Here is a 19,657-nt window from a genome sequence, read left to right on the forward strand (position 1 = left end):
CACTTACGAGGACTGCGTACCGCCAACGGTTAGCTCATCCAGTTTTAGCGTGGGCTGACCCACCCCAACCGGTACGCCTTGACCCTCTTTGCCACACACGCCAATGCCTGTATCCAGCGCCATATCGTGGCCGATCATGGAGACACGCCCCATCGCCTCCGGCCCATTACCAATCAGCGTTGCACCCTTAACGGGAACCGTAATGCGCCCATCCTCAATCAGGTAGGCTTCGCTGGCGGAGAATACAAATTTTCCCGAGGTGATATCCACTTGGCCGCCACCGAAGCTAACAGCATAAATTCCTTTTTTGACGCTTTTGATAATATCCTCGGGTGCATCCTGGCCTGCCAGCATGACCGTATTGGTCATGCGCGGCATGGGTAAATGCGCAAACGACTCGCGGCGAGCATTACCGGTTGGCGCCATGTTCATTAATCGAGCATTCAGCTTGTCCTGCATATAGCCAGTAAGAATGCCGTCTTCGATCAACGGCGTGTTTTGCCCGGGCGTGCCCTCGTCATCGACACTTAACGAGCCGCGACCATCAGCAATCGTGGCATCATCGACCACCGTCACACCCTTGGCAGCGACGCGTTGCCCCATACGACCCGAGAATGCCGAACTGCCTTTACGGTTGAAATCACCTTCCAGCCCATGGCCGACGGCTTCGTGCAGCAAAATACCCGGCCAGCCAGAAGCCAGTACCACCGGCATTTGCCCGGCTGGCGCATCGACCGCTTCAAGATTGACGAGCGCTTGGCGTACGGCCTCTTTTGCGTATCGCTCGGCAACACCTTCATTACGCAGGCGAGCCATGGAGTAGCGTCCGCCACCGCCTGCACTGCCGCGCTCTCTGCGGCCATTTTTCACGGCAATTACGCTAACGTTAAAGCGCACCAGCGGGCGAATATCCGCGGCCAAGGTACCATCACTGGCACGCACCAGAACCACTTCGTAAGTGCCAGAAAGCGAGGCGCTTACCTGAGAAACGCTAGGGTCAGCCGCGCGAGCGATGCGATCGGCTTCTTTTAGCATGGCGACCTTCTCTTCAGCAGTCAGCCCCGCTAAAGGATCAACACCAGCGTAAAAAGGGGCCACTGAAACCGGCTGAACGGCTTGCCCAGGCAGACACTTGCCACTACGCACAATGCCTGACGCCGTGCGCCCGGTATCGATCAGCGCATCCGCACTAATCTGATTGGAGTAGGCAAAGCCGGTTTTTTCTCCGGCCAGGGAGCGGACGCCCACACCGCCATCAATGTTGTAGCTTGCCTCTTTTACCTCACCATCCTCCAACACCCAGCCCTCTGTCCAGGTGCGCTGAAAGTAGAGATCGGCGTAATCCACACCCGCGCCCATGGCGTACTCAAGGCCTTTATCAAGCCCATCAAGGTCCAAGCCACCCGGCGTAAGAAGAATGGAAACGGCGGAGTCTATATCGCTCTTAAATGCGGTCATTCGGAGCCTTCTAAAGTAACCTGCGGCGAAGTCCAGGGGCCTCGCGCGCGATAATGAATGGTCGTCGCTCGGTCCAGAGCGCTGCCAAAAAGCTGATCAGCAATAAATAGTGCGCCACCTACAACAGGAGCGCCCACCGCAATGGCGGCAATGGGCAGTGTTTGCGTCACCGGCATCACAACGCCAAGGCGCAAATCAAGCTCTCGATGAAGCAAGTTAACATTACCGGTTAGGGTTAAGTTGGCGGCAGGTGCTTTAATTTGCAATGGCTCGCTCAACGAAAGCTGGCCATTTTCGACATCTGCCGTGCCGTCAACGCGATCAAAAGCGGTGCCCGTGCCGGTGACGTCAGAAAAATCCAACCGCAATCGACGCAATATATTATCGAAATTCAGCAGGCCAACGAGGCGCACCGGTGCAGAGTCCAGATGCATAAAGCGCCCATCCTGCACGTCGATGCCTATGTCGCCCTGCGCCTGATTTAACGAGAACTGCCATGGTGCGCCTGCCCAGCCAAGATTGGCGGTTGCGGTAGTACGTCGGCTGCGTAAGGCAACGGGTTGATCCATGCGCTCAAGAGCGGTACCTACATCGCCGCCTTCAATGGAAATATTGGCCTGGGTTCGACTGGTCGAGGCATCGCCCTCCCAATAGAGTTCACCACGAGCAGAAAGTTGCCCAAGCGTTAACCCAACCGGCATTAGCGAAAACCGGCCTGGTTCAGTGTGCCAATAGGCGGATAAAGGCCCGAAACGGCTTTCCCCCACGCTCATTTCCGCCAACCGAAGTCGCCCATCGGGTAGCTCAGCCAGCCACTCAGGAATAGCCGCAGGCACTGTGCGCTGCGTCTCCACTTCACCGAGCCAGGAATCCGGCGAGGTCGTTTCTGACTCACTGCTCGTATCTGCCAAATTAGTCAGCCGATCCAGTGCTAACTGGCTAATGGTGATATCCAGAGGGTGCTGAGCTGCTTGCTGATAGCGAAGATGCCCCGTCACCAAGTCGCTCTCAAGCGCTGCGGTAACTGTGCCATTCTGTACACTGCCGATTAATGCCGCACCACCAACGCATGCTTGCTGATAGACAAGGCAAGCGGTATCCAGGGCGAACTCCAACGGCGGATGCTGACCGGATAGTTGAGCGGTTAGGCCACCGCTCTGGTCGCCTCGAAACAGTGGAGCGACGGCTTGTTGCCACGCCATCGGGTCAATGCGAGGAAGGTTTGCCTGTAAGCGAAAGCCTGACTGCATCGGCCACTCGGGTGCGCTTACCTCAGCATCCGCCACATGCAGGTTGCCTGACACGTCACCTAACCGATCCTTTAAGCGTAAATGCGCGATATCGGCCAAGCGGCTCTCCACCCGGCCACTGTCGAAATCAGCATTAAGCGTCCAGGGCCAAGGCTCGCCTACAGCCTTGGCAAAAGGTTCAGGCAGATCAAGGCGCACCCCTTCAAGCTGGCTTTCTAGAGATAGCGCAGGGCTTGGCTCAAGCGTTACGCGCCCTTGCCACTGCATAGTTCCATCAAGCAGCTGCTTGCCTTGCTCGGCAGGTATATCCACCAATGAGAAAAGTGACGCCACCGGCGTTGTCCCCCGCAAGCGGATACCGTCTCGCTGGGTATGCATGTCAGCACTAATATCGCCGCCCAATAGCTGTCCATCGACACTGCCTATTAGCGCCATGCTGTCACCGTACTGCTGCCAGGTTAACTGGCCCTTTACCGCCTGAAGCGCCTCGCCCACGGGGGCGTAAGCGATACGGGTGAGCGCAGGGATTGCATTGACTTCCAACTGGAAATTATCTGGCGCTTCTAGAGGTAGCGATATGGCTAAATCAGCCTCTACCTCGCCTTCAGCCTGAAGGTCGTTGAGAATATTCATATCGACATCAGGTATCGATGTTAAAAATGCGATCAGGGCGGAGCCATCGCCATGCAGGTTACCCGACACATTGAGTATCTCATCTTGCATGGTCAGCTCGCCTTGTGAAGCGGTTATACCGCGACTCTGGGCATGCTCAACCCGCGCTTCAAGCACCTGATTTTGCCACTTTAAACGCCCTTCAACATCCTCCAGGCGAGGCCAGCCGGGGGCAATAGGCAAATGCCCTTCGGTTATCTTTAGTGCCAGCGTTGCGGATATATCATCAGCGCTAATGTCGCTCTCGATAGGCAAACTCAGTTTGAGCGAACCATTAGGCACCTTGCCGCCAATATCATCTAGCAGCCAGTCACGCAGTTCCTCATCGAATACATGTAAGGGCAGCCATTGACCCAGAGGGCGCTCAAGCGCATCGACATTGGCAAAATCGATATCCAGTCCGAACCGACCTGTCTCCTCTGCAACCACTAACCCAAACCCACCGCTTATCTGGGCATCGTCCCAATCCACGTTAATTTGACGGCCGCTGACCATCGTATTAGGTCCATCGTAGACCCACTCTACGATGCCCTCAGCCTGCTGAAGCTGCATGGGTTCGGTGAACAAGTCTGGGAAATAGAGCGAACTGTCACCGGCACTATTAAACGTCACCCGACCACGGGAGTCCCGAGCTTGAACCCAGGCATCCATGGGACCGCCACCTGGTGCGCCTTCCCAGGGCGATACTTCGACGCTGGTTAACGCCGCATCGACCTCCCAGCTACCCTCCTTCTGGCCTAAGCTCAGCCCTTGCACCCGCCCCCTCGGAGCCAGCGTTTCCAGTACACGCGTCACGGATTCGGGTAACAATACGTAGTCTCGCCAAGCAGTGAGCGAAGCCAGCTCAAAAGCACTGGTACGCAGCGCCCACTGGCCTGGCCGATGAGACAGGTACCAGTGATGCGGCAGTGCTGGGCCCTCTATCGCCTCGCCAGGTTCGGCCCAATCAACACTCTCTGCGTTACCGCTTAACCACGCTTCACCGCCCTCTCCTTCGCGTTGCCACTCACCCTGTGCTTGTATGTTTCTTAGCACGGCGAACTGAATATCCTGGCGCAGCACTAGCTCAGGGATATCGATGGCAAGGCGCACCTCCTGAAGCCCGCCTTCATACCAGCGGCCCCACACGCGTGCATCGCCTCCGGCCTGCTCCAGGTTCGGCACATGTTCTGGCCGAAACAGCTCAACCAGCGTCAGTAACTGATCAAACTGGGCCTCCAGCTTCAACGTGGCAGAGAAGTCGTTCAGGCCATCTCGGCCCGGCTGCATTTCCGCTAGTAGCTGTACGGCGGGTATTGGTGGCGCTTCGCTGCGCTCCGAATCAAGAACGTCGACCGTACCCAGAAGTTTTGCCCCTTGCTGATTGCCAGCTAATAACAGCGCAGGAGCTTCGAGCATGACGCGCTCTTGCTTGCCGTGCAGCACAACACGTGTGTCATCAATCCAGATTTGCTGGCGCAATACCCATTCCGTCCAGGCATCAATGGTTGGCAGGTCAACATCCTGCTCTGGCGCTATATGCACCGGCAGCTTGGCAGGGTCGGGCCACTGCCAAACGTCGTCCACTCCTTGATAAAGGTGAAATTCGGTTTGATGTAATCTGATATCGCTAAAAATAGGCAAGAGATTACGTAGCGATGCGCCAATATCCAGGCGCAGCTCGGCTTGGCGCAGTGAAAAAAGCGGCTGACCGCTCGGCGTTTCGGCCCCAAAGCCTTCAAGCTCCACGATCAGCTCACTGCGCACCATTGAAAAGGAGAGGTTTTCAATCGTGACCGGCACACCAATCTGAGCTTCCAAAAAAGCTTCAACATGCGGCGTCAAAGTATCTGCCTGACTGACCATGAGCCGGAAAAGCAGCGCTACTACCGCAATACCGCCCAGTCCCCAGGCAAGCAGAAGTAAACTCCAACGCGTCAGCGAGCGGATCGTCATGGCATCACATCAACACAATGTCGTACTGCTCTTGTGAGTAGTGTTGCTCCACCTGAAAACGAATCGTTTTATTAATAAACGTTTCCAAGTCTGCCACTGCCGCCGACTCCTCATCCAGCAGCCTATCAACGACGGCCTGGGAAGCAAGCACGGTATACGTTTCAGGGCTATAGGCGCGTTCTTCACGCAGAATCTCGCGGAAGATCTCGTAGCACACCGTTTCAGGGGTTTTGAGCGTGCCGCGTCCGCTACACGTAGGACAGGCATCGCACAACGTTTGCTCGAGGCTCTCACGAGTACGCTTGCGCGTCAGTTGCACAAGCCCTAACTCGGTAACACCGGTGCATTTGGTCTTGGCATGATCACGCTCCAGCGCTTTTTCAAGCACACGAATAACCTGGCGCTGATGCTCTACCTCCGCCATATCGATAAAATCGATGATGATGATGCCGCCCAGATTGCGTAACCGAAGCTGGCGGGCAATGGCCGTTGCTGCCTCAAGGTTGGTCTTGAAAATGGTCTCTTCGAGGTTGCGGTGCCCAACGTACCCCCCCGTATTGACATCAATGGTTGTCATCGCCTCGGTCGGGTCAATGACCAGATATCCGCCTGACTTCAGTTGCACCTTGCGGCCCAGCGCCTTCTGAATCTCATCTTCTACACTATAGAGATCAAAAATGGGCCGCTCGCCTGGGTAGTACTCAATTCTATCCACGGCATAGGGCATAAACTCTTCGGCAAATTCGACCAGCTTGACAAAATTTTCCCGAGAATCGATACGCACTTTCTCGATGTCATCACGCATCACATCGCGCAAAGTACGCATAAACAGCGGCAAGTCGTCATAAATGACGTTGGACGGCGCCGCGCTAATTTTGCGCTCGGTAACTTTACGCCAGATACGCAGCAAAAAGTGCATATCGCCCGCCAGTTCCTCATCACCGACGCCTTCAGCGGCCGTGCGTACGATAAAGCCGCCGGTAACTTCCAATGTTTGCTCAGTAATGCTGCTATCCAGCAGGGCCTTCAGGCGCTCGCGTTCACGCTCATCTTCAATGCGCTGTGAAACTCCATGATGAGGAGAGTCGGGCATATACACCAGATAGCGAGAGGGAATAGAGAGGTGCGTGGTAAGACGCGCCCCTTTCGTACCAATGGGGTCCTTGGTTACCTGTACGACCAGCGCTTGCCCCTCGTGCAATAACTGCCCAATGGTTTGCTGCTCATCAACGGGCGTGCCGGAGGGCATAACTTCATGGGCATGGATAAACGCCGCGCGCTCAAGGCCAATATCGACAAAGGCAGCCTGCATGCCAGGCAATACGCGAACCACTTTGCCTTTGTAGATATTACCTACAATGCCACGTCGTCGTGAGCGCTCTATAAGCGCCTCTTGCAAAACGCCATTTTCAACGAGCGCAACCCGTGTTTCCATGGGCGTTAAATTGATGAGGACTTCACCGCTCATGCAAAATTCCTTCTCGGTTCACGTATATCACACCCGTTACAGGGGGCATGAGACGACGAATAAGTGTGCGAGTATTAATGCCCCATCCAAATAGGCACTCCCTGCTGGCCAAGCAACTGCGCCGTTTCATAAAGCGGCAAACCCACAACGGCAGAGTGGCTACCCTTGATTTCTTCGACAAAAATGGCGGCCAAGCCTTGTATGGCATATCCGCCCGCCTTGTCCGCTGGCTCACCCGTTAACCAGTAATCGCTAATTTCCTGAGCGGTGACCTGTCGCATCTTGACGTCCGTCGTTACGCAACAACACAGCACCCCCTTGGGCCCCGTAACAGCCACCGCCGTCAGCACCTGATGTGTCCGATCCGACAACTGCCTCAGCATGGCGGCGGCATCGTCTGCATTAACCGGCTTGCCCAGAATAGTACCGTCTACCACTACGGCGGTATCCGACCCAAGCACCGGTAACAGCGTCTTCGGCGCAGCGGCCAAGGCCTTGGCAACCGCAAGACGCTTTACATAAGCCGCTGCTGACTCTCCCGGCTTTGGCGTTTCATCTACATCGCTGGGTATAACACTCACCGTCACCCCAATGGACGCCAGCAGGTCTCGCCGCCTGGGTGAAGCAGACGCCAAACAAAGCATGGGCGATGATGTAGTAGCCAGCGTTGACTGCATGCCTAAGCCCCCAGTAAGCGTCTTTCCAGTGCCTTAAACATGGTAGCTAACCATGGCCATAAAAAGGCACTGATTAACGCCGACATCAGGAAAGAGAGGTGTATTGAGAACTCCCCGGTTAAGGTACGTAACCACTGCTCGACTAACTGCACCAGGCCAAGCAGCACCAGCACCAGCAGCGACTGTTGAACCAGTGAATACGCTCGAAAGCGCGGATACACCAAGGCGCATAGAAACGCTAATAACGACAATATCAGCGCATGTTGGCCAAGCGCCGTTCCCTCTATCAGATCAAGCAGCAGCCCAAGCACAAAGCCATGGAAAACACCGACTCGGTCAGGTGATCGCATACACCAGTAAATCAGCATCAGCCCGATCCATTCAGGCCGATAAACTTGCCACCCCTCGGCCAGTGGCATGACTTGCAAACACAGCGCCAGAATCAAGCTAAACCACACCACTACCAAAGGTACAACAGGTGCGCGCGCCATTAGCGAACCTCCTGAGGATCAGCAGGTACCGTTGGCGCAAGGCGCTGGGCTGCATGTATCGCGCTGGCTGAGATATCCATGGACTCATCCCAAATTGAATCTTCGATGTCTTCGCGCGGCGGTGGGAAAAGCAGCAAGAAATGACGAGCACGCTGCAACTGGGCAGTAGGTTCAGCCGTTACATGCGCAAATGGCTGGCCGGGGTCATGATAAACGTTGGTAACGCGCGCAACGGGGTATCCTGGTGGAAAACGACCGGCAATCCCTGAGGTGGTGAGCAAGTCGCCTTCCCGAATATCCGCCGTGTCTGGCACGTGTAATACATTGACGCTGCCATAGCGACCAGCCCCCTGGACAATAAAGCGCAATCCGTTACGGTTAATCTGAACAGGCAGTGCATGGCTTGCATCTGCCAGCAACAGCACACGACTAGAGTACGCTGAAACGGCTGTCACTTGGCCTACCAGCCCCGACGCATCAATCACAGGCTGCCCAACATACGCCCCGTTACGATGCCCACGATCAACCACCATTTGATGGCTAAACGGGTCATTATCCAGGGAAAGCAGCTCTGCACTGATATAAGGAATTTGGCGCCGTTCTGCGGCGTTTAATAGATGACGAAGCTCGGTATTTTCAGCCGTCAGGTTGGCCATGCGCTGCCCACGATGAGACAGCGTCAAAATTTGTTCGCGCAGTCGGCGGTTTTCGTCCACCAATGCCTGCTGATCAGACAGCGCGAGCGCGCCCCAATTCAATAGATCGCTAGGCACGCTAACAATCCATTGAACAGGCGCAACAACCATCGTCATTTGGGCGCGCACGCCTTCCATGCGTGTAAATCGGTGGTCGGCAAACATCAAGGCGCTTGCCGCCAGCACGCAGAAAAACAGCCGGTAGCCCGGCAGCGACCCGTGTGAAAATAGCGGTTTAATAGGCAATCCCCCGCGATAAACCGCTAAAAATTAGTCGCTTGAGAGCAGCTCAAACGTGTGCTGATCGATCATTTCAAGCGCTTTACCGCCGCCTCTTGCCACACAGGTAAGTGGGTCTTCGGCAACGATGACCGGCAATCCCGTCTCTTCAGCAATCAGCTGATCGAGGTCGCGCAGCAACGCGCCACCGCCTGTTAACACCAAACCGCGCTCCGCAATATCAGAAGCAAGCTCTGGAGGCGACTGCTCAAGTGCGCTTTTAACAGCGGCGACAATCGAGCCAAGCGTTTCCTGCAGCGCTTCCAGAATCTCGTGCGAGTTCAACGTGAAACTGCGCGGTATACCTTCCGCTAAATTACGCCCACGGACGTCGATTTCACGCAGCTCACCACCGGGGTAGGCGCAACCAATCTCTTCCTTGATTCGCTCAGCCGTGGCTTCACCAATCAAGCTGCCATAGTGGCGGCGCACGTACGCGGTGATCGCCTCATCAAAACGGTCACCGCCTACGCGGATCGATTCTGAATACACCACGCCATTAAGCGAAATAATGGCAATTTCGGTGGTACCACCACCAATATCTACCACCATCGAACCTTGTGCTTCCTCAACTGGCAGCCCAGCGCCAATCGCAGCAGCCATTGGCTCTTCGATCAGGAACACTTCACGGGCGCCAGCCCCTTCAGCCGATTCACGGATCGCTCGCCGTTCAACCTGCGTTGACATGCACGGTACGCATACCAGTACGCGCGGGCTAGGCGTCAGGAAGGTGCTTTGGTGCACTTTACGAATAAAGTGCTGAAGCATCTGCTCGGTGACCGTAAAGTCGGCGATAACGCCGTCTTTCATGGGCCGGATGGCGGTAATATTGCCAGGCGTACGTCCCAGCATACGCTTTGCGTCGGCACCTACCGATGCCACGCTACGCATACTGCCAGACTGGCGAATAGCGACAACGGACGGCTCATCGAGCACGATGCCACGACCGCGAACATAAATCAGTGTGTTGGCCGTACCCAGATCGATCGACAGATCGCTGGAAAACAGCCCCCTCAAACGTTTGAACATGGATGTTGTTACCTAGTGCAGACCGGGAACCCTGTGCGGATGCAAACGGTATCACCGCAACCCCTTGGCAGCAAGCACGAGTCGCGCTGAACACTGCCCGCGGAGGTCAAAATGTGCTACCTTTTACGGCTATTTTCCACGTCTGCTACACAAGACGTTTTTTTCGATGACTGATTGTATACCGTATAACGCGGAATATGTTCCATCTCACGTTTTAGCGAGGAATTTTCGATCATGGCGCTTGAAGAATCTCATGTGCGCCGGGCTGCACATCTGGCCCGACTCGCCGTCAGCGATGACCAGGCTATTGGCTTTGTAGACGATCTAAGCCGCATTTTGGACATGGTCGACCAATTACAAGGTATTGATACTGAGGGAGTTTCTCCGCTTTCACACCCATTGGATGCCACCCAGCGCCTGCGTGCGGACGAAGTAACCGAAACCAACCAGCGCGACACCTTTCAGCGTTGTGCTCCGGCAGTGGAAAACGGCCTATATCTGGTCCCCCGCGTCGTTGAGTAAGAAAGCCGTGTTTTTAAGGCTGTTTTAATGACGGTTTTAAAGACAGTTTTAACGACGGTTTCCACACTTTTCATACGTTCTCGAACGGAGCTTTCGGGTCATGCTTGATAAAACGTTAACGCAACTCGCTGCCGCCTTAAAAAGTGGTGAGTTTTCCAGCCGCGAGTTAACCTCGCACTATTTACAAAAAATTGAAAAAACAGATAGCAAGATCAACAGCTTTATTACCGTGACCGCTGAACAGGCGCTTAATCAGGCCGAAGCGGCCGATAAAGCACGCGCAGCCGGTAATGCCGGGCTGCTTACCGGCATTCCTTTGGCGTTAAAAGATATTTTTTGTACACGCGATGTAAAAACCAGCTGTGGCTCCAAAATGCTGGATAACTTCATCGCGCCGTATGATGCCACCGTCGTAGAGAAGCTGAATGCGGCCGGCACCATCAGCCTGGGTAAAACCAATATGGATGAGTTCGCCATGGGCTCCTCCAATGAGAATAGCTACTACGGTGCGGTTAAAAACCCTTGGGATTCAACCGCTGTTCCCGGCGGCAGTTCCGGCGGAAGCGCTGCAGCAGTCGCCGCCGGCCTTGTGCCTGCGGCCATGGGTACCGATACCGGCGGCTCTATTCGCCAGCCGGCGGCTTTTTGCGGCATTACGGGCTTGAAGCCCACTTACGGGCGCGTTTCGCGCTACGGCATCATTGCCTACGCATCCAGCCTGGACCAGGCAGGTCCAATGGCCCGTTCGGCTTCCGACTGCGCGCATTTGATGAACGTGATTGCGGGTCACGACGTACGCGACTCCACTAGCGTCGCTCGCGGCGTGCCGGACTACACCGAAACCCTCAATGCTCCGCTTTCAGGTCTAAAAATCGGCCTACCAAAAGAGTATTTTGGTGATGGGCTAGACCCCGAGGTCGAAAAAGCCGTGCGTGACGCGGTAAGCGTGTATGAGTCACTGGGTGCGACGGTACGCGAAGTGAGCCTTCCGCATACTCACTATGCGATTCCGGCCTACTACGTCATCGCCCCTGCGGAAGCTTCCTCCAACCTGTCGCGCTATGACGGCGTGCGCTTTGGTCACCGCTGCAATGAGCCGGTCGATTTAGTCGATCTTTACATGCGCAGCCGTGCCGAAGGCTTCGGTGAAGAGGTCAAACGACGCATTCTGATTGGTACGCATACTCTTTCTGAAGGCTTTTTTGACGCCTACTACACCAAAGCGCAGAAAGTTCGCCGCTTGATTCGCCAGGATTTTTTAGACGCGTTTGAAGATGTTGACGTCTTGATGGGCCCGGCCTCACCGACGCCGGCCTTTGACCTGGGTGCCAAAAAGGATCCGGTCTCGATGTATCTGCAGGATATTTATACGATTGCCGTGAACCTGGCGGGCATCCCCGGCATCAGCGTACCCGCAGGCTTTGCCGGCGGCCGCCCAGTAGGCTTACAGATTCTGGGTACGCACTTTGCTGAAGCGCAGCTTTTAAATGTGGCGCACCAGTATCAGCAAGCGACCGACTGGCACCTTCAACTTCCTGCTATTGCCGAGGAGCACGCCTAATGCAATGGGAAACCGTAATTGGGCTGGAAGTCCACGTACAGCTCGCGACTCGCTCCAAGATTTTCTCTGGTGCTTCTACCGCGTTTGGCGCCGAGCCAAACACTCAGGCGTGTGCAGTTGATTTGGGCCTTCCAGGAACGCTGCCTGTGCTCAACGAGCAGGCCGTGGCCATGGCCGTTCAGTTTGGTCTAGCGGTCCATGCGGATATTGCTGAAGTATCGGTATTTGATCGCAAAAACTACTTCTACGCGGACCTACCCAAAGGCTATCAAACCAGCCAGATGTATCAGCCCATAGTGGGCCCTGGGGACGTGGAAATTACCCTGGATGACGATACTACCAAGCGTATTCGCATTCACCATGCGCATCTGGAAGAAGACGCTGGCAAGTCGCTGCACGAAGACTTTTTAGGCATGACCGGCATCGATTTAAACCGTGCAGGCACCCCGCTGCTAGAGATCGTTTCCGAGCCGGATATGAGCAGCGCCAAAGAAGCCGCCGCGTATCTTAAGGCGATTCACTCCATCGTTACGTACCTGGGCATTTCCGACGGCAATATGGCCGAAGGCTCAATGCGCTGCGATGTAAACGTGTCCGTGCGCCCGAAAGGTCAGGAAGCCTTTGGCACTCGGGCAGAGATCAAAAATGTTAACTCGTTCCGCTTTGTCGAGCGGGCGATTGCGTTTGAAGTAGAGCGCCAGATTGAGCTCATCGAAGACGGTGGCACCGTTGTCCAGGAGACACGCCTGTTTGATCCTGAGCGCGATGAAACCCGCAGCATGCGGACCAAAGAGGAAGCCAACGACTACCGCTACTTCCCCTGCCCCGACCTACTGCCCGTCGTACTTGATAACGCTTACCTGGACCACTTACGCAGCCAACTGCCTGAACTGCCCGCCGACAAGCGTGAGCGCTTCAAGAGTGAGCTAGGCCTTTCTGCTTATGACGCCTCGGTGCTGTCTGCCAGCCGTGAAATGGCCGAGTTCTTTGAGGAGGTTCACCAAGGTTGCGGTGATGCCAAGCAGGCCGCAAACTGGGTACAGGGCGAGCTTTCCGGGGCGCTTAACCGTGAGAACCTCGCCATCAACAGTAGCCCGATATCGGCGCGCCAGCTGGGCGAGCTACTTAGCCGAGTGATTGACGATACGATCAACGGCAAAGCCGCTAAGCAGGTCTTCCAGGCGCTTTGGAATGGCCAGGGCGAAAGCGCCGACGCCATCATCGAAGCCAAAGGGCTTAAACAGGTCACTGATACCGGCGCGATTGAAGCCATGATCGACCAGGTGATTTCTGAAAGCCCGGCTCAGGTCGCGCAGTATCGCGACGCAGAACCTGAAAAACGCGGCAAGATGATTGGCTACTTTGTGGGTCAGGTAATGAAAGCCTCGCGCGGCACGGCTAACCCCCAGCAGGTTAACGGCGTGTTAAAAGAGAAGCTCGACGCGCTGCTGTAAGCATCAACGTTTGGCTCGTGCAGCAACGCGAACGGTGGCCCAGGGGCCGCCGTTTTTATTACCTTAAAACGGTTCTTTCAAGCCAACTGACCTGGCGACATATAACGCGCTAACTGAGCGCAGCCTGCTGCCCATACATCTGCCTCTAACTCCGCAATGCCCGCGGTGTCGAACCCCAGCCCCTGGCCCGGCCTGCCCTCCACCAGCAGTTCCGTCAGATTACCCACCAGCGGCATATGGCTGACCAGCATTATCGGCGCGCAGTCTGGCTGTGTTAACAACCAATCGCTTACCTTGGCCGGGTCATCCTCTGGGGTTATAAAGTCCAGCGTGCTTAGCGAACAGCCTAATGCCTCAGCGACAATACGTGCCGTTTGTTGCGCACGGGCGTAGGGGCTTGCATAGAGAACCGGTACGAAAAGCTCCCCTTTTGCCAAGCGTGCAGCCAGCCATTGCACCATCATGGCGGCTTCGCGCTCCCCCTGCGGGGTGAGCAGCCGTTTGCTATCCGGAAAGCCGGGCGCGGCTTCTCCGTGGCGCATAATGAATAAGCTACTCATGCCAGCCTCGATTATCCAAATGAGCCTGCTGAACTGCCTCGCGGGGCAGAATAAATTCTACATCACTGCTCTGCTCGCCCATCATCAGCGTACGCGCCATCTCCTGGGCAGGCACACCGCCGAAGAGAACATGGGAGAGGCCTTCGGCAAGCGGCATATATACGCCCATTTCCTGCGCCTTGGCACACACCAGCTTAACCGTATTGACACCTTCAGCCACTTGGCCAAGCGCGGAAACAGCCTCTTCAAGGCTGCGCCCCTCGCCCATGGCATACCCCACGCGATAATTACGCGACAGGTTCGACGAGCAGGTCACAATCAAGTCGCCCACCCCGGCAAGGCCAAGGAATGTCATGGGGTTAGCCCCCTGGGCCACGGCAAAGCGGCTCATTTCAGCCAGCGCCCGAGTCATTAGCATGCTGCGGGTATTTTCCCCCATACCCAACGCAGCGGCCATGCCCGCCGCAATGGCGTAAATATTCTTAAGTGCACCGCCCAACTCCACCCCGTGGCGATCATTGCTGGCATAAACACGAAAGTAGCGACAGCCCAATGCTTGCTGTACACGGGTGCGCGTTAGCGCATCGGCACTGGCAATCACTGTCGCCGTTAGCTGCTTATCGGCTATTTCTGAGGCAAGGTTGGGGCCTGCGATGACGCCAATATGGGAAAAGCCGGTTTCATCCGCTAACACCTGACTCATCAGCAGAAAGCTATCCGACTCAATACCTTTGGTGGTACTGACCAGAATTTGGCTGGCCTTTAGCCAAGGTTTCGCGGCCTGCACCACGCTTCGAAACGCCTTTGAGGGAATGGCGATAAGCACAAGCTCGGCATCGTCCAGCACCGTGTGCAGGTCCGTTGAGGCTTGAACGGCAGGATTCATCGCATAGTGAGGCAAGTAGCGACCGTTACGGTGCTCTTGATTAATTTGTGCGACCAGCGCTTCGTCTCGCATCCATTGACGCACATGGGCACCGTTATCCGCCGCGATGCTGGCAAGCGCCGTACCGAAACTGCCACCTCCCAGCACCGCGACCTTGATTTGCTGCTCAGCCATAAGGATGTCCTGAAAAAATCACGCGAAAAGTAACAGCTACTTTATCAAAACAAACGGCCCGCTTGGGAATCCAAACGGGCCGTGAAAGGTAGCAACGACGATTAAGCGGTCAGTACGCTGTTTAGACGCTTCACATAAGCGGCTGGGTCGTCCAGATGACCGCCCTCGGCGATAATCGCCTGGTCAAGCAGGATATGCGCTAGCTGTGTGAAGATCTCGCCTTCTGCTCCTTCCAGGCGTGTTACCAGTGGGTGCTCCGGATTGAGCTCTAAAATGGGCTTAACGTCCGGCATTTTTTGCCCGGCGGCTTCCATAATGCGGCGCATTTGAAAGCCCATCTCATGCTCAGGCAGCACGACGCAAGCCGGAGAGTCGGTCAAACGATGGGTAACCTTGACGTCCTGAACGCCATCGCTAAGCGCTTCTTTAACACGCTTCAACAGATCTTCTTTCGCCTTGGCTGTCTCTTCCTGAGCCTTTTTCTCGGCTTCGTCTTCGACATCACCAAGGTCCAGCTCGCCTTTGGCAACATCCGCAAAGGATTTACCGTCAAACTCGGTCAAATGGCTCATCAGCCACTCATCAATACGGTCAGACAGCAGCAGAACTTCGATACCTTTCTTGCGGAAGATCTCCAGGTGCGGGCTGTTTTTCGCCGCATTGAAGCTATCTGCTACCACGTAGTAGATCTTCTGCTGGCCTTCTTTCATGCGCTCGACGTAGTCGGCAAGCGATTGATCCTGGGTAGCTGTGTCGCTGTGCGTCGACGCAAAGCGTAAAAGACCGGCGACTTTCTCGCGGTTGGCGAAATCTTCGCCTGGACCTTCCTTCAGCACGCTGCCGAAGGTATTCCAGAAGGTTTGGTACTCTTCGCTGTCCTTGGAAAGCTTTTTAAGCATATCCAGCGCACGCTTGGTCAGCGCCCCTTTGATCTTGTCGACCTGCGGGTCCTGCTGCAAAAGCTCGCGGGAAACGTTGAGCGACAGATCGCGCGTATCCAATACGCCTTTGATAAAGCGCAGGTAGAGCGGCAGGAACTGTTCAGCGTCATCCATGATAAATACGCGCTGCACATAAAGCTTAACGCCGCGAGCGCCATCACGCTCATACATATCAAAAGGCGCCCGGCCCGGCACGTAGAGTAAACTAGTGTACTCAAGTTTGCCCTCTACCTTGTTGTGGCTCCAGGCAAGCGGGTCGCTAAAGTCATGGGCAACGTGCTTATAAAACGCCTTGTACTCGTCATCAGAAACATCGCTCTTGGGGCGCGCCCAGAGTGCAGTGGCTTCGTTAACGGTTTCCCACGTGGTGACTTCGCTGCCTTCGATGTCGTTGCCTTCATCATCCTTGGCCGTTTCGGTCTTGGGCATGCGCACGGGCACTTCAATATGATCAGAGTACTTGCGCACCAGGTTTTGAAGGCGGTAATCGTCAGCAAACTCTTTCGCGTCTTCTTTCAGATAAAGCGTAATTTCGGTGCCGTGAAGCTCGCGCTCAATATCAGCGACGGTAAACTCACCTTCGCCTTTAGAGCGCCACTCAACGCCTTCAGAGGCGGCCGTCCCGGCTTTGCGGGTACGCACTGCCACTTCATCAGCCACAATAAAGCCTGAGTAGAAACCTACACCGAACTGGCCGATCAACTTGGCATCTTTTTGCTGCTCGCCTGACATCTGCTTTAAAAACTCAGCGGTGCCTGAGCGGGCGATGGTGCCCAGATTAGCGATAACGTCTTCGCGGTTCATACCAATACCGTTGTCGCGCAACGTAATGGTATTGGCTTCTTTATCGTGCTCAATTTCTACCCGAAGCTCGCTGTCGCCTTCGTACAGCGCATCGTTATCTAGCGCCGCGTAGCGCAGTTTGTCACAGGCATCCGCGGCGTTAGAGATAAGCTCACGCAGGAAAATCTCCCGGTTGGAATACAGGGAGTGAATCATCAGGTTGAGAAGCTGCTTAACTTCTGTTTGAAAGCCTAACGTTTCTTCGTGGGTCGCTGTTGACATTCGCCTAGCCCTCATCAATCACGTTTGTTTAGAGTTCCTGCCTCCCAATGAGACAGGAACGAAAAAATGTGTGAGTTGGATATGGGGATAAGCAGAGCGATTTCAAGAAGGTGAGTGTTGAGAAGTAGCGATATCAATATCGCCGTACTTCCAGACGCGGTAATCTGCCAAGCGCTGGTCGATACGGTTGAGAAGCCAGCCAACGATAATGACATCGTCAATCAGACCTATGAAAACGAGAAAGTCCGGAATTAAATCGAACGGCATTGCAAGGTAGGCAAGCGCCAGTGCCATCATGCCAAAGGCAGCCCAGGGCACAGGTCGAAAGCGACCGCTCAGGACATCAGACGTCATGGGCACAAACAGTTTCAGTGCGCGTCCGATACGTTTTACAGCCCAGAGGCGGGATTTAAGTCGACGAAATAGCCACAACGTGGATAATCGAGCCATCGTAATTGAATCCTCCAAGTGTCACGATTGTCTGAACACTATTTGCCCATTTCGTTCACTATTAGCGGTTGCCAATCCGTTAGCGAGAAAGAGAGAAAATTATGCAGGCATCGCCATTCAGATCCCCTTTTCGCACTTTATGCGCGGCAATCCTGGTGGGCTTACCCACTGCCTCATGGGCCGCTTCTGATACCGCTATGCGCGATGCGTTAGAAGCCGCTCGTCAACAACAGTGGAACCACATCGACGAGCGCGCTATTGAAGGTCATGTGCTGAGCGGCTATGTCGATTACCACCGATTACGCAATCAACTACCCAACGTCTCGACGGCCCAAGTACAACGCTTTATTGACCAGCATAACGACTCTCCGCTTTCTGAGTGGCTACGCGGTCAGGCCATTGCCCAGTATGGCCACGCGGGGCGTTATAGCGATTTGCTGGCCGTTGCCGATGGCGAACCTGCAGGCACCGCTCGCCAGTGTTATTACTATACGGCCATACTGGATTCACAGCCCCAGCAGGCCGCCGAGGCAGGCCTTGCACTTTGGCTTGAAGGCAGCTCTCAGCCCGATGCGTGTGACCCCCTGTTTGACCGCCTGCGGGCTAACGGCACGATTGATGCAACGGCTATCTGGGAGCGAAGAATGCTCGCTTGGCAAGCCGGTGAGGATCGTCTCTCAGCCTATTTAGACGGGCTGCTCAGCGGCCAGTGGCACACCGCGATTGAAACCGCCGACCAAGTGAATACCAATACCCGCGCGGTCACCTCAGCGCCCGCTTGTCTTGGTCCTGAATGCGCGGCAACCGCCAGTTTCTACAAAGCTGCGATGCAACGGTTCACCCGTGAAGATACCCCGGCCGCATTGAGTAGCTGGCAAACCATCGCGCCCAACTTGAACCTTCTACCCAGTGATCAGCAAACCATTGAAGAAGAGCTGGCTTTCTATGCACTGGTACGCAATGTACCCGGCGCCTTAGGCTGGGTAGATGACGTTCTGCCCTCGCTGGATAGCGAGCGCGTGCTTGAGCTACGCGTACGCCGTGCATTGGCAGACCGGCAGTGGCAGGAGGTGATTCACTGGATTGCGGAAATGCCCACCAGCCAACAAGAAAACAGCCGCTGGCAGTACTGGCTGGGGCGTGCCAACGAACAGCTGGGCAGCCAGGAGGCAGCCACCGCTCGCTACCGTCAGGCGGCGACCGACCGCAGCTTTTATGGGTTTGCGGCCGCTGAACAACTTGGCCAGCCTTACCAACTCAATCTTGAGCGCAATCATTTTGATGAGGCTTCACGCGAACGCACTGCACGCCTCCCCGTTGTCCAGCGTACCGAAGCGCTGCTACGCATTGGCGAAGACGGCCTTGCCAATAGCGAATGGCTGTATGCGGTGAAAAATGGCACGCCCCAGCAGGCGCGCGCCCTGGCCGATTATGCAGCCCATCAACAGTGGCATGCACGCCTGGTACAGACCACGATTGCTGGCAGCATGTGGGATGCGCTTGATTGGCGTTTCCCCGAGGCTTACCGGGAGAGCTTTATGCACTGGGGCCACCAAACCGGTGTAGACCCGTATATGCTAATGGCGATTACCCGTCGTGAAAGTGCCTATAACCCAGTAGCACTCTCTCCAGCAGGCGCCCGCGGTTTGATGCAGTTAATGCCCGGCACGGCAAGCCTGGTAAGTCGCCAACTGGGTATTAGTGACCCAGGGCCTTACGGCATTCTTGACCCTGAACTTAATATTCGCCTGGGCAGCACTTATCTGCGCGACAAGCTTAACCGCTATCAGGGTAACCGACTTGCCGCCGCTGCGGCCTATAATGCTGGTCCTGGGCGTGTTGATCAGTGGCTGGGAAGCGGTATGGAGTCATTTGATCTGTTTGTGGAAAGCATTCCCTTTAAAGAAACACGCGATTATGTGCAGGCGGTGCTTAGCTATCGGGTAATTTTTGAAAGTTTGGCCAACGGTGGTAACAGCGAAGGTGTTTCACTGTTGAGTGATAGTGAACAACAGGTACGTTACGACCGCGCTTTGCTGGCTCGTCAATAAGCGTACAAAGGTAATCACGCTTACTGCCTGGTCAGTTTA

Annotated in this window: 15 protein-coding genes; 4 read left to right on the forward strand and 11 right to left on the reverse strand. The window is 55.3% G+C overall.

Translation table 11 applies throughout. The features are described 5' to 3' along the window. Positions 1–3 precede the first annotated feature (3 nt). The 7 genes from tldD to ACT3RQ_RS00800 all read right to left on the reverse strand — a co-directional run bounded on the left by tldD (position 4) and on the right by ACT3RQ_RS00800 (position 9,954). On the reverse strand, positions 4–1,458 hold the full coding sequence (tldD, locus tag ACT3RQ_RS00770; protein ID WP_444679759.1) for a metalloprotease TldD: 1,455 nt from the start codon (positions 1,456–1,458) through the stop codon (positions 4–6). After that, entirely contained in the window at positions 1,455–5,315 is a 3,861-nt protein-coding gene (locus ACT3RQ_RS00775) for a YhdP family phospholipid transporter (RefSeq protein ID WP_444679760.1), read from the reverse strand. The genes tldD and ACT3RQ_RS00775 overlap by 4 nt, the downstream gene beginning before the upstream one ends. Before the next feature lie 4 nt (positions 5,316–5,319). Continuing rightward, complete coding sequence (rng, locus tag ACT3RQ_RS00780; RefSeq protein WP_193053815.1) at positions 5,320–6,783, reverse strand: ribonuclease G; 1,464 nt, start codon at positions 6,781–6,783, stop codon at positions 5,320–5,322. A gap of 74 nt (positions 6,784–6,857) precedes the next feature. Next, on the reverse strand, positions 6,858–7,460 hold the full coding sequence (locus ACT3RQ_RS00785) for a Maf family protein (RefSeq protein ID WP_444638847.1): 603 nt from the start codon (positions 7,458–7,460) through the stop codon (positions 6,858–6,860). Between the two features lie 2 nt (positions 7,461–7,462). Beyond that, the gene (gene mreD, locus ACT3RQ_RS00790) at positions 7,463–7,951 is read right to left on the reverse strand and encodes a rod shape-determining protein MreD (RefSeq protein ID WP_441677028.1); all 489 of its coding nucleotides are present in this window, start codon (positions 7,949–7,951) and stop codon (positions 7,463–7,465) included. Beyond that, the gene (mreC, locus tag ACT3RQ_RS00795) at positions 7,951–8,892 is read right to left on the reverse strand and encodes a rod shape-determining protein MreC (protein WP_444630078.1); all 942 of its coding nucleotides are present in this window, start codon (positions 8,890–8,892) and stop codon (positions 7,951–7,953) included. The genes mreD and mreC overlap by 1 nt, the downstream gene beginning before the upstream one ends. A gap of 24 nt (positions 8,893–8,916) precedes the next feature. Beyond that, the gene (locus tag ACT3RQ_RS00800; RefSeq protein WP_441677026.1) at positions 8,917–9,954 is read right to left on the reverse strand and encodes a rod shape-determining protein; all 1,038 of its coding nucleotides are present in this window, start codon (positions 9,952–9,954) and stop codon (positions 8,917–8,919) included. A 234-nt stretch (positions 9,955–10,188) separates the two neighbouring features. Between ACT3RQ_RS00800 and gatC the strand changes: the two genes are divergently transcribed. From gatC to gatB, 3 genes are all read left to right on the forward strand, one after another. Next, positions 10,189–10,476, forward strand: a complete 288-nt coding sequence (gene gatC, locus ACT3RQ_RS00805) for an Asp-tRNA(Asn)/Glu-tRNA(Gln) amidotransferase subunit GatC (protein WP_444679761.1) — start codon at positions 10,189–10,191, stop codon at positions 10,474–10,476. Positions 10,477–10,576: 100 nt separating this feature from the next. Next, positions 10,577–12,037 carry an Asp-tRNA(Asn)/Glu-tRNA(Gln) amidotransferase subunit GatA gene (gene gatA / locus ACT3RQ_RS00810; RefSeq protein ID WP_444679762.1) on the forward strand — a complete coding sequence of 487 codons (1,461 nt, stop codon included), beginning with the start codon at positions 10,577–10,579 and terminating at the stop codon, positions 12,035–12,037. Continuing rightward, positions 12,037–13,491, forward strand: a complete 1,455-nt coding sequence (gene gatB, locus ACT3RQ_RS00815; RefSeq protein WP_444638844.1) for an Asp-tRNA(Asn)/Glu-tRNA(Gln) amidotransferase subunit GatB — start codon at positions 12,037–12,039, stop codon at positions 13,489–13,491. The genes gatA and gatB overlap by 1 nt, the downstream gene beginning before the upstream one ends. 77 nt (positions 13,492–13,568) lie before the next feature. Here gatB and sixA read toward each other — a convergent pair whose 3' ends face one another. The 4 genes from sixA to ACT3RQ_RS00835 all read right to left on the reverse strand — a co-directional run bounded on the left by sixA (position 13,569) and on the right by ACT3RQ_RS00835 (position 17,567). Further along, positions 13,569–14,051, reverse strand: coding sequence for a phosphohistidine phosphatase SixA (gene sixA / locus ACT3RQ_RS00820; protein WP_444638842.1), 483 nt, complete (start codon positions 14,049–14,051; stop codon positions 13,569–13,571). Next, positions 14,044–15,111, reverse strand: a complete 1,068-nt coding sequence (locus ACT3RQ_RS00825; protein WP_444679763.1) for an NAD(P)H-dependent glycerol-3-phosphate dehydrogenase — start codon at positions 15,109–15,111, stop codon at positions 14,044–14,046. The genes sixA and ACT3RQ_RS00825 overlap by 8 nt, the downstream gene beginning before the upstream one ends. Before the next feature lie 101 nt (positions 15,112–15,212). Next, positions 15,213–17,117: a molecular chaperone HtpG gene (htpG, locus tag ACT3RQ_RS00830; RefSeq protein WP_444630076.1), complete on the reverse strand. Its 1,905-nt coding sequence runs from the start codon at positions 17,115–17,117 to the stop codon at positions 15,213–15,215. A gap of 102 nt (positions 17,118–17,219) precedes the next feature. Next, positions 17,220–17,567: a YkvA family protein gene (locus tag ACT3RQ_RS00835; protein ID WP_444638838.1), complete on the reverse strand. Its 348-nt coding sequence runs from the start codon at positions 17,565–17,567 to the stop codon at positions 17,220–17,222. Between the two features lie 101 nt (positions 17,568–17,668). On the opposite strand from ACT3RQ_RS00835, the gene ACT3RQ_RS00840 reads away from it, so the two are divergent. Beyond that, positions 17,669–19,618, forward strand: a complete 1,950-nt coding sequence (locus ACT3RQ_RS00840) for a transglycosylase SLT domain-containing protein (RefSeq protein WP_444679764.1) — start codon at positions 17,669–17,671, stop codon at positions 19,616–19,618. Positions 19,619–19,657 lie beyond the last annotated feature (39 nt).

Source organism: Halomonas sp. AOP43-D1-4 (assembly GCF_052446175.1).
Lineage (GTDB): Bacteria > Pseudomonadota > Gammaproteobacteria > Pseudomonadales > Halomonadaceae > Vreelandella > Vreelandella citrativorans.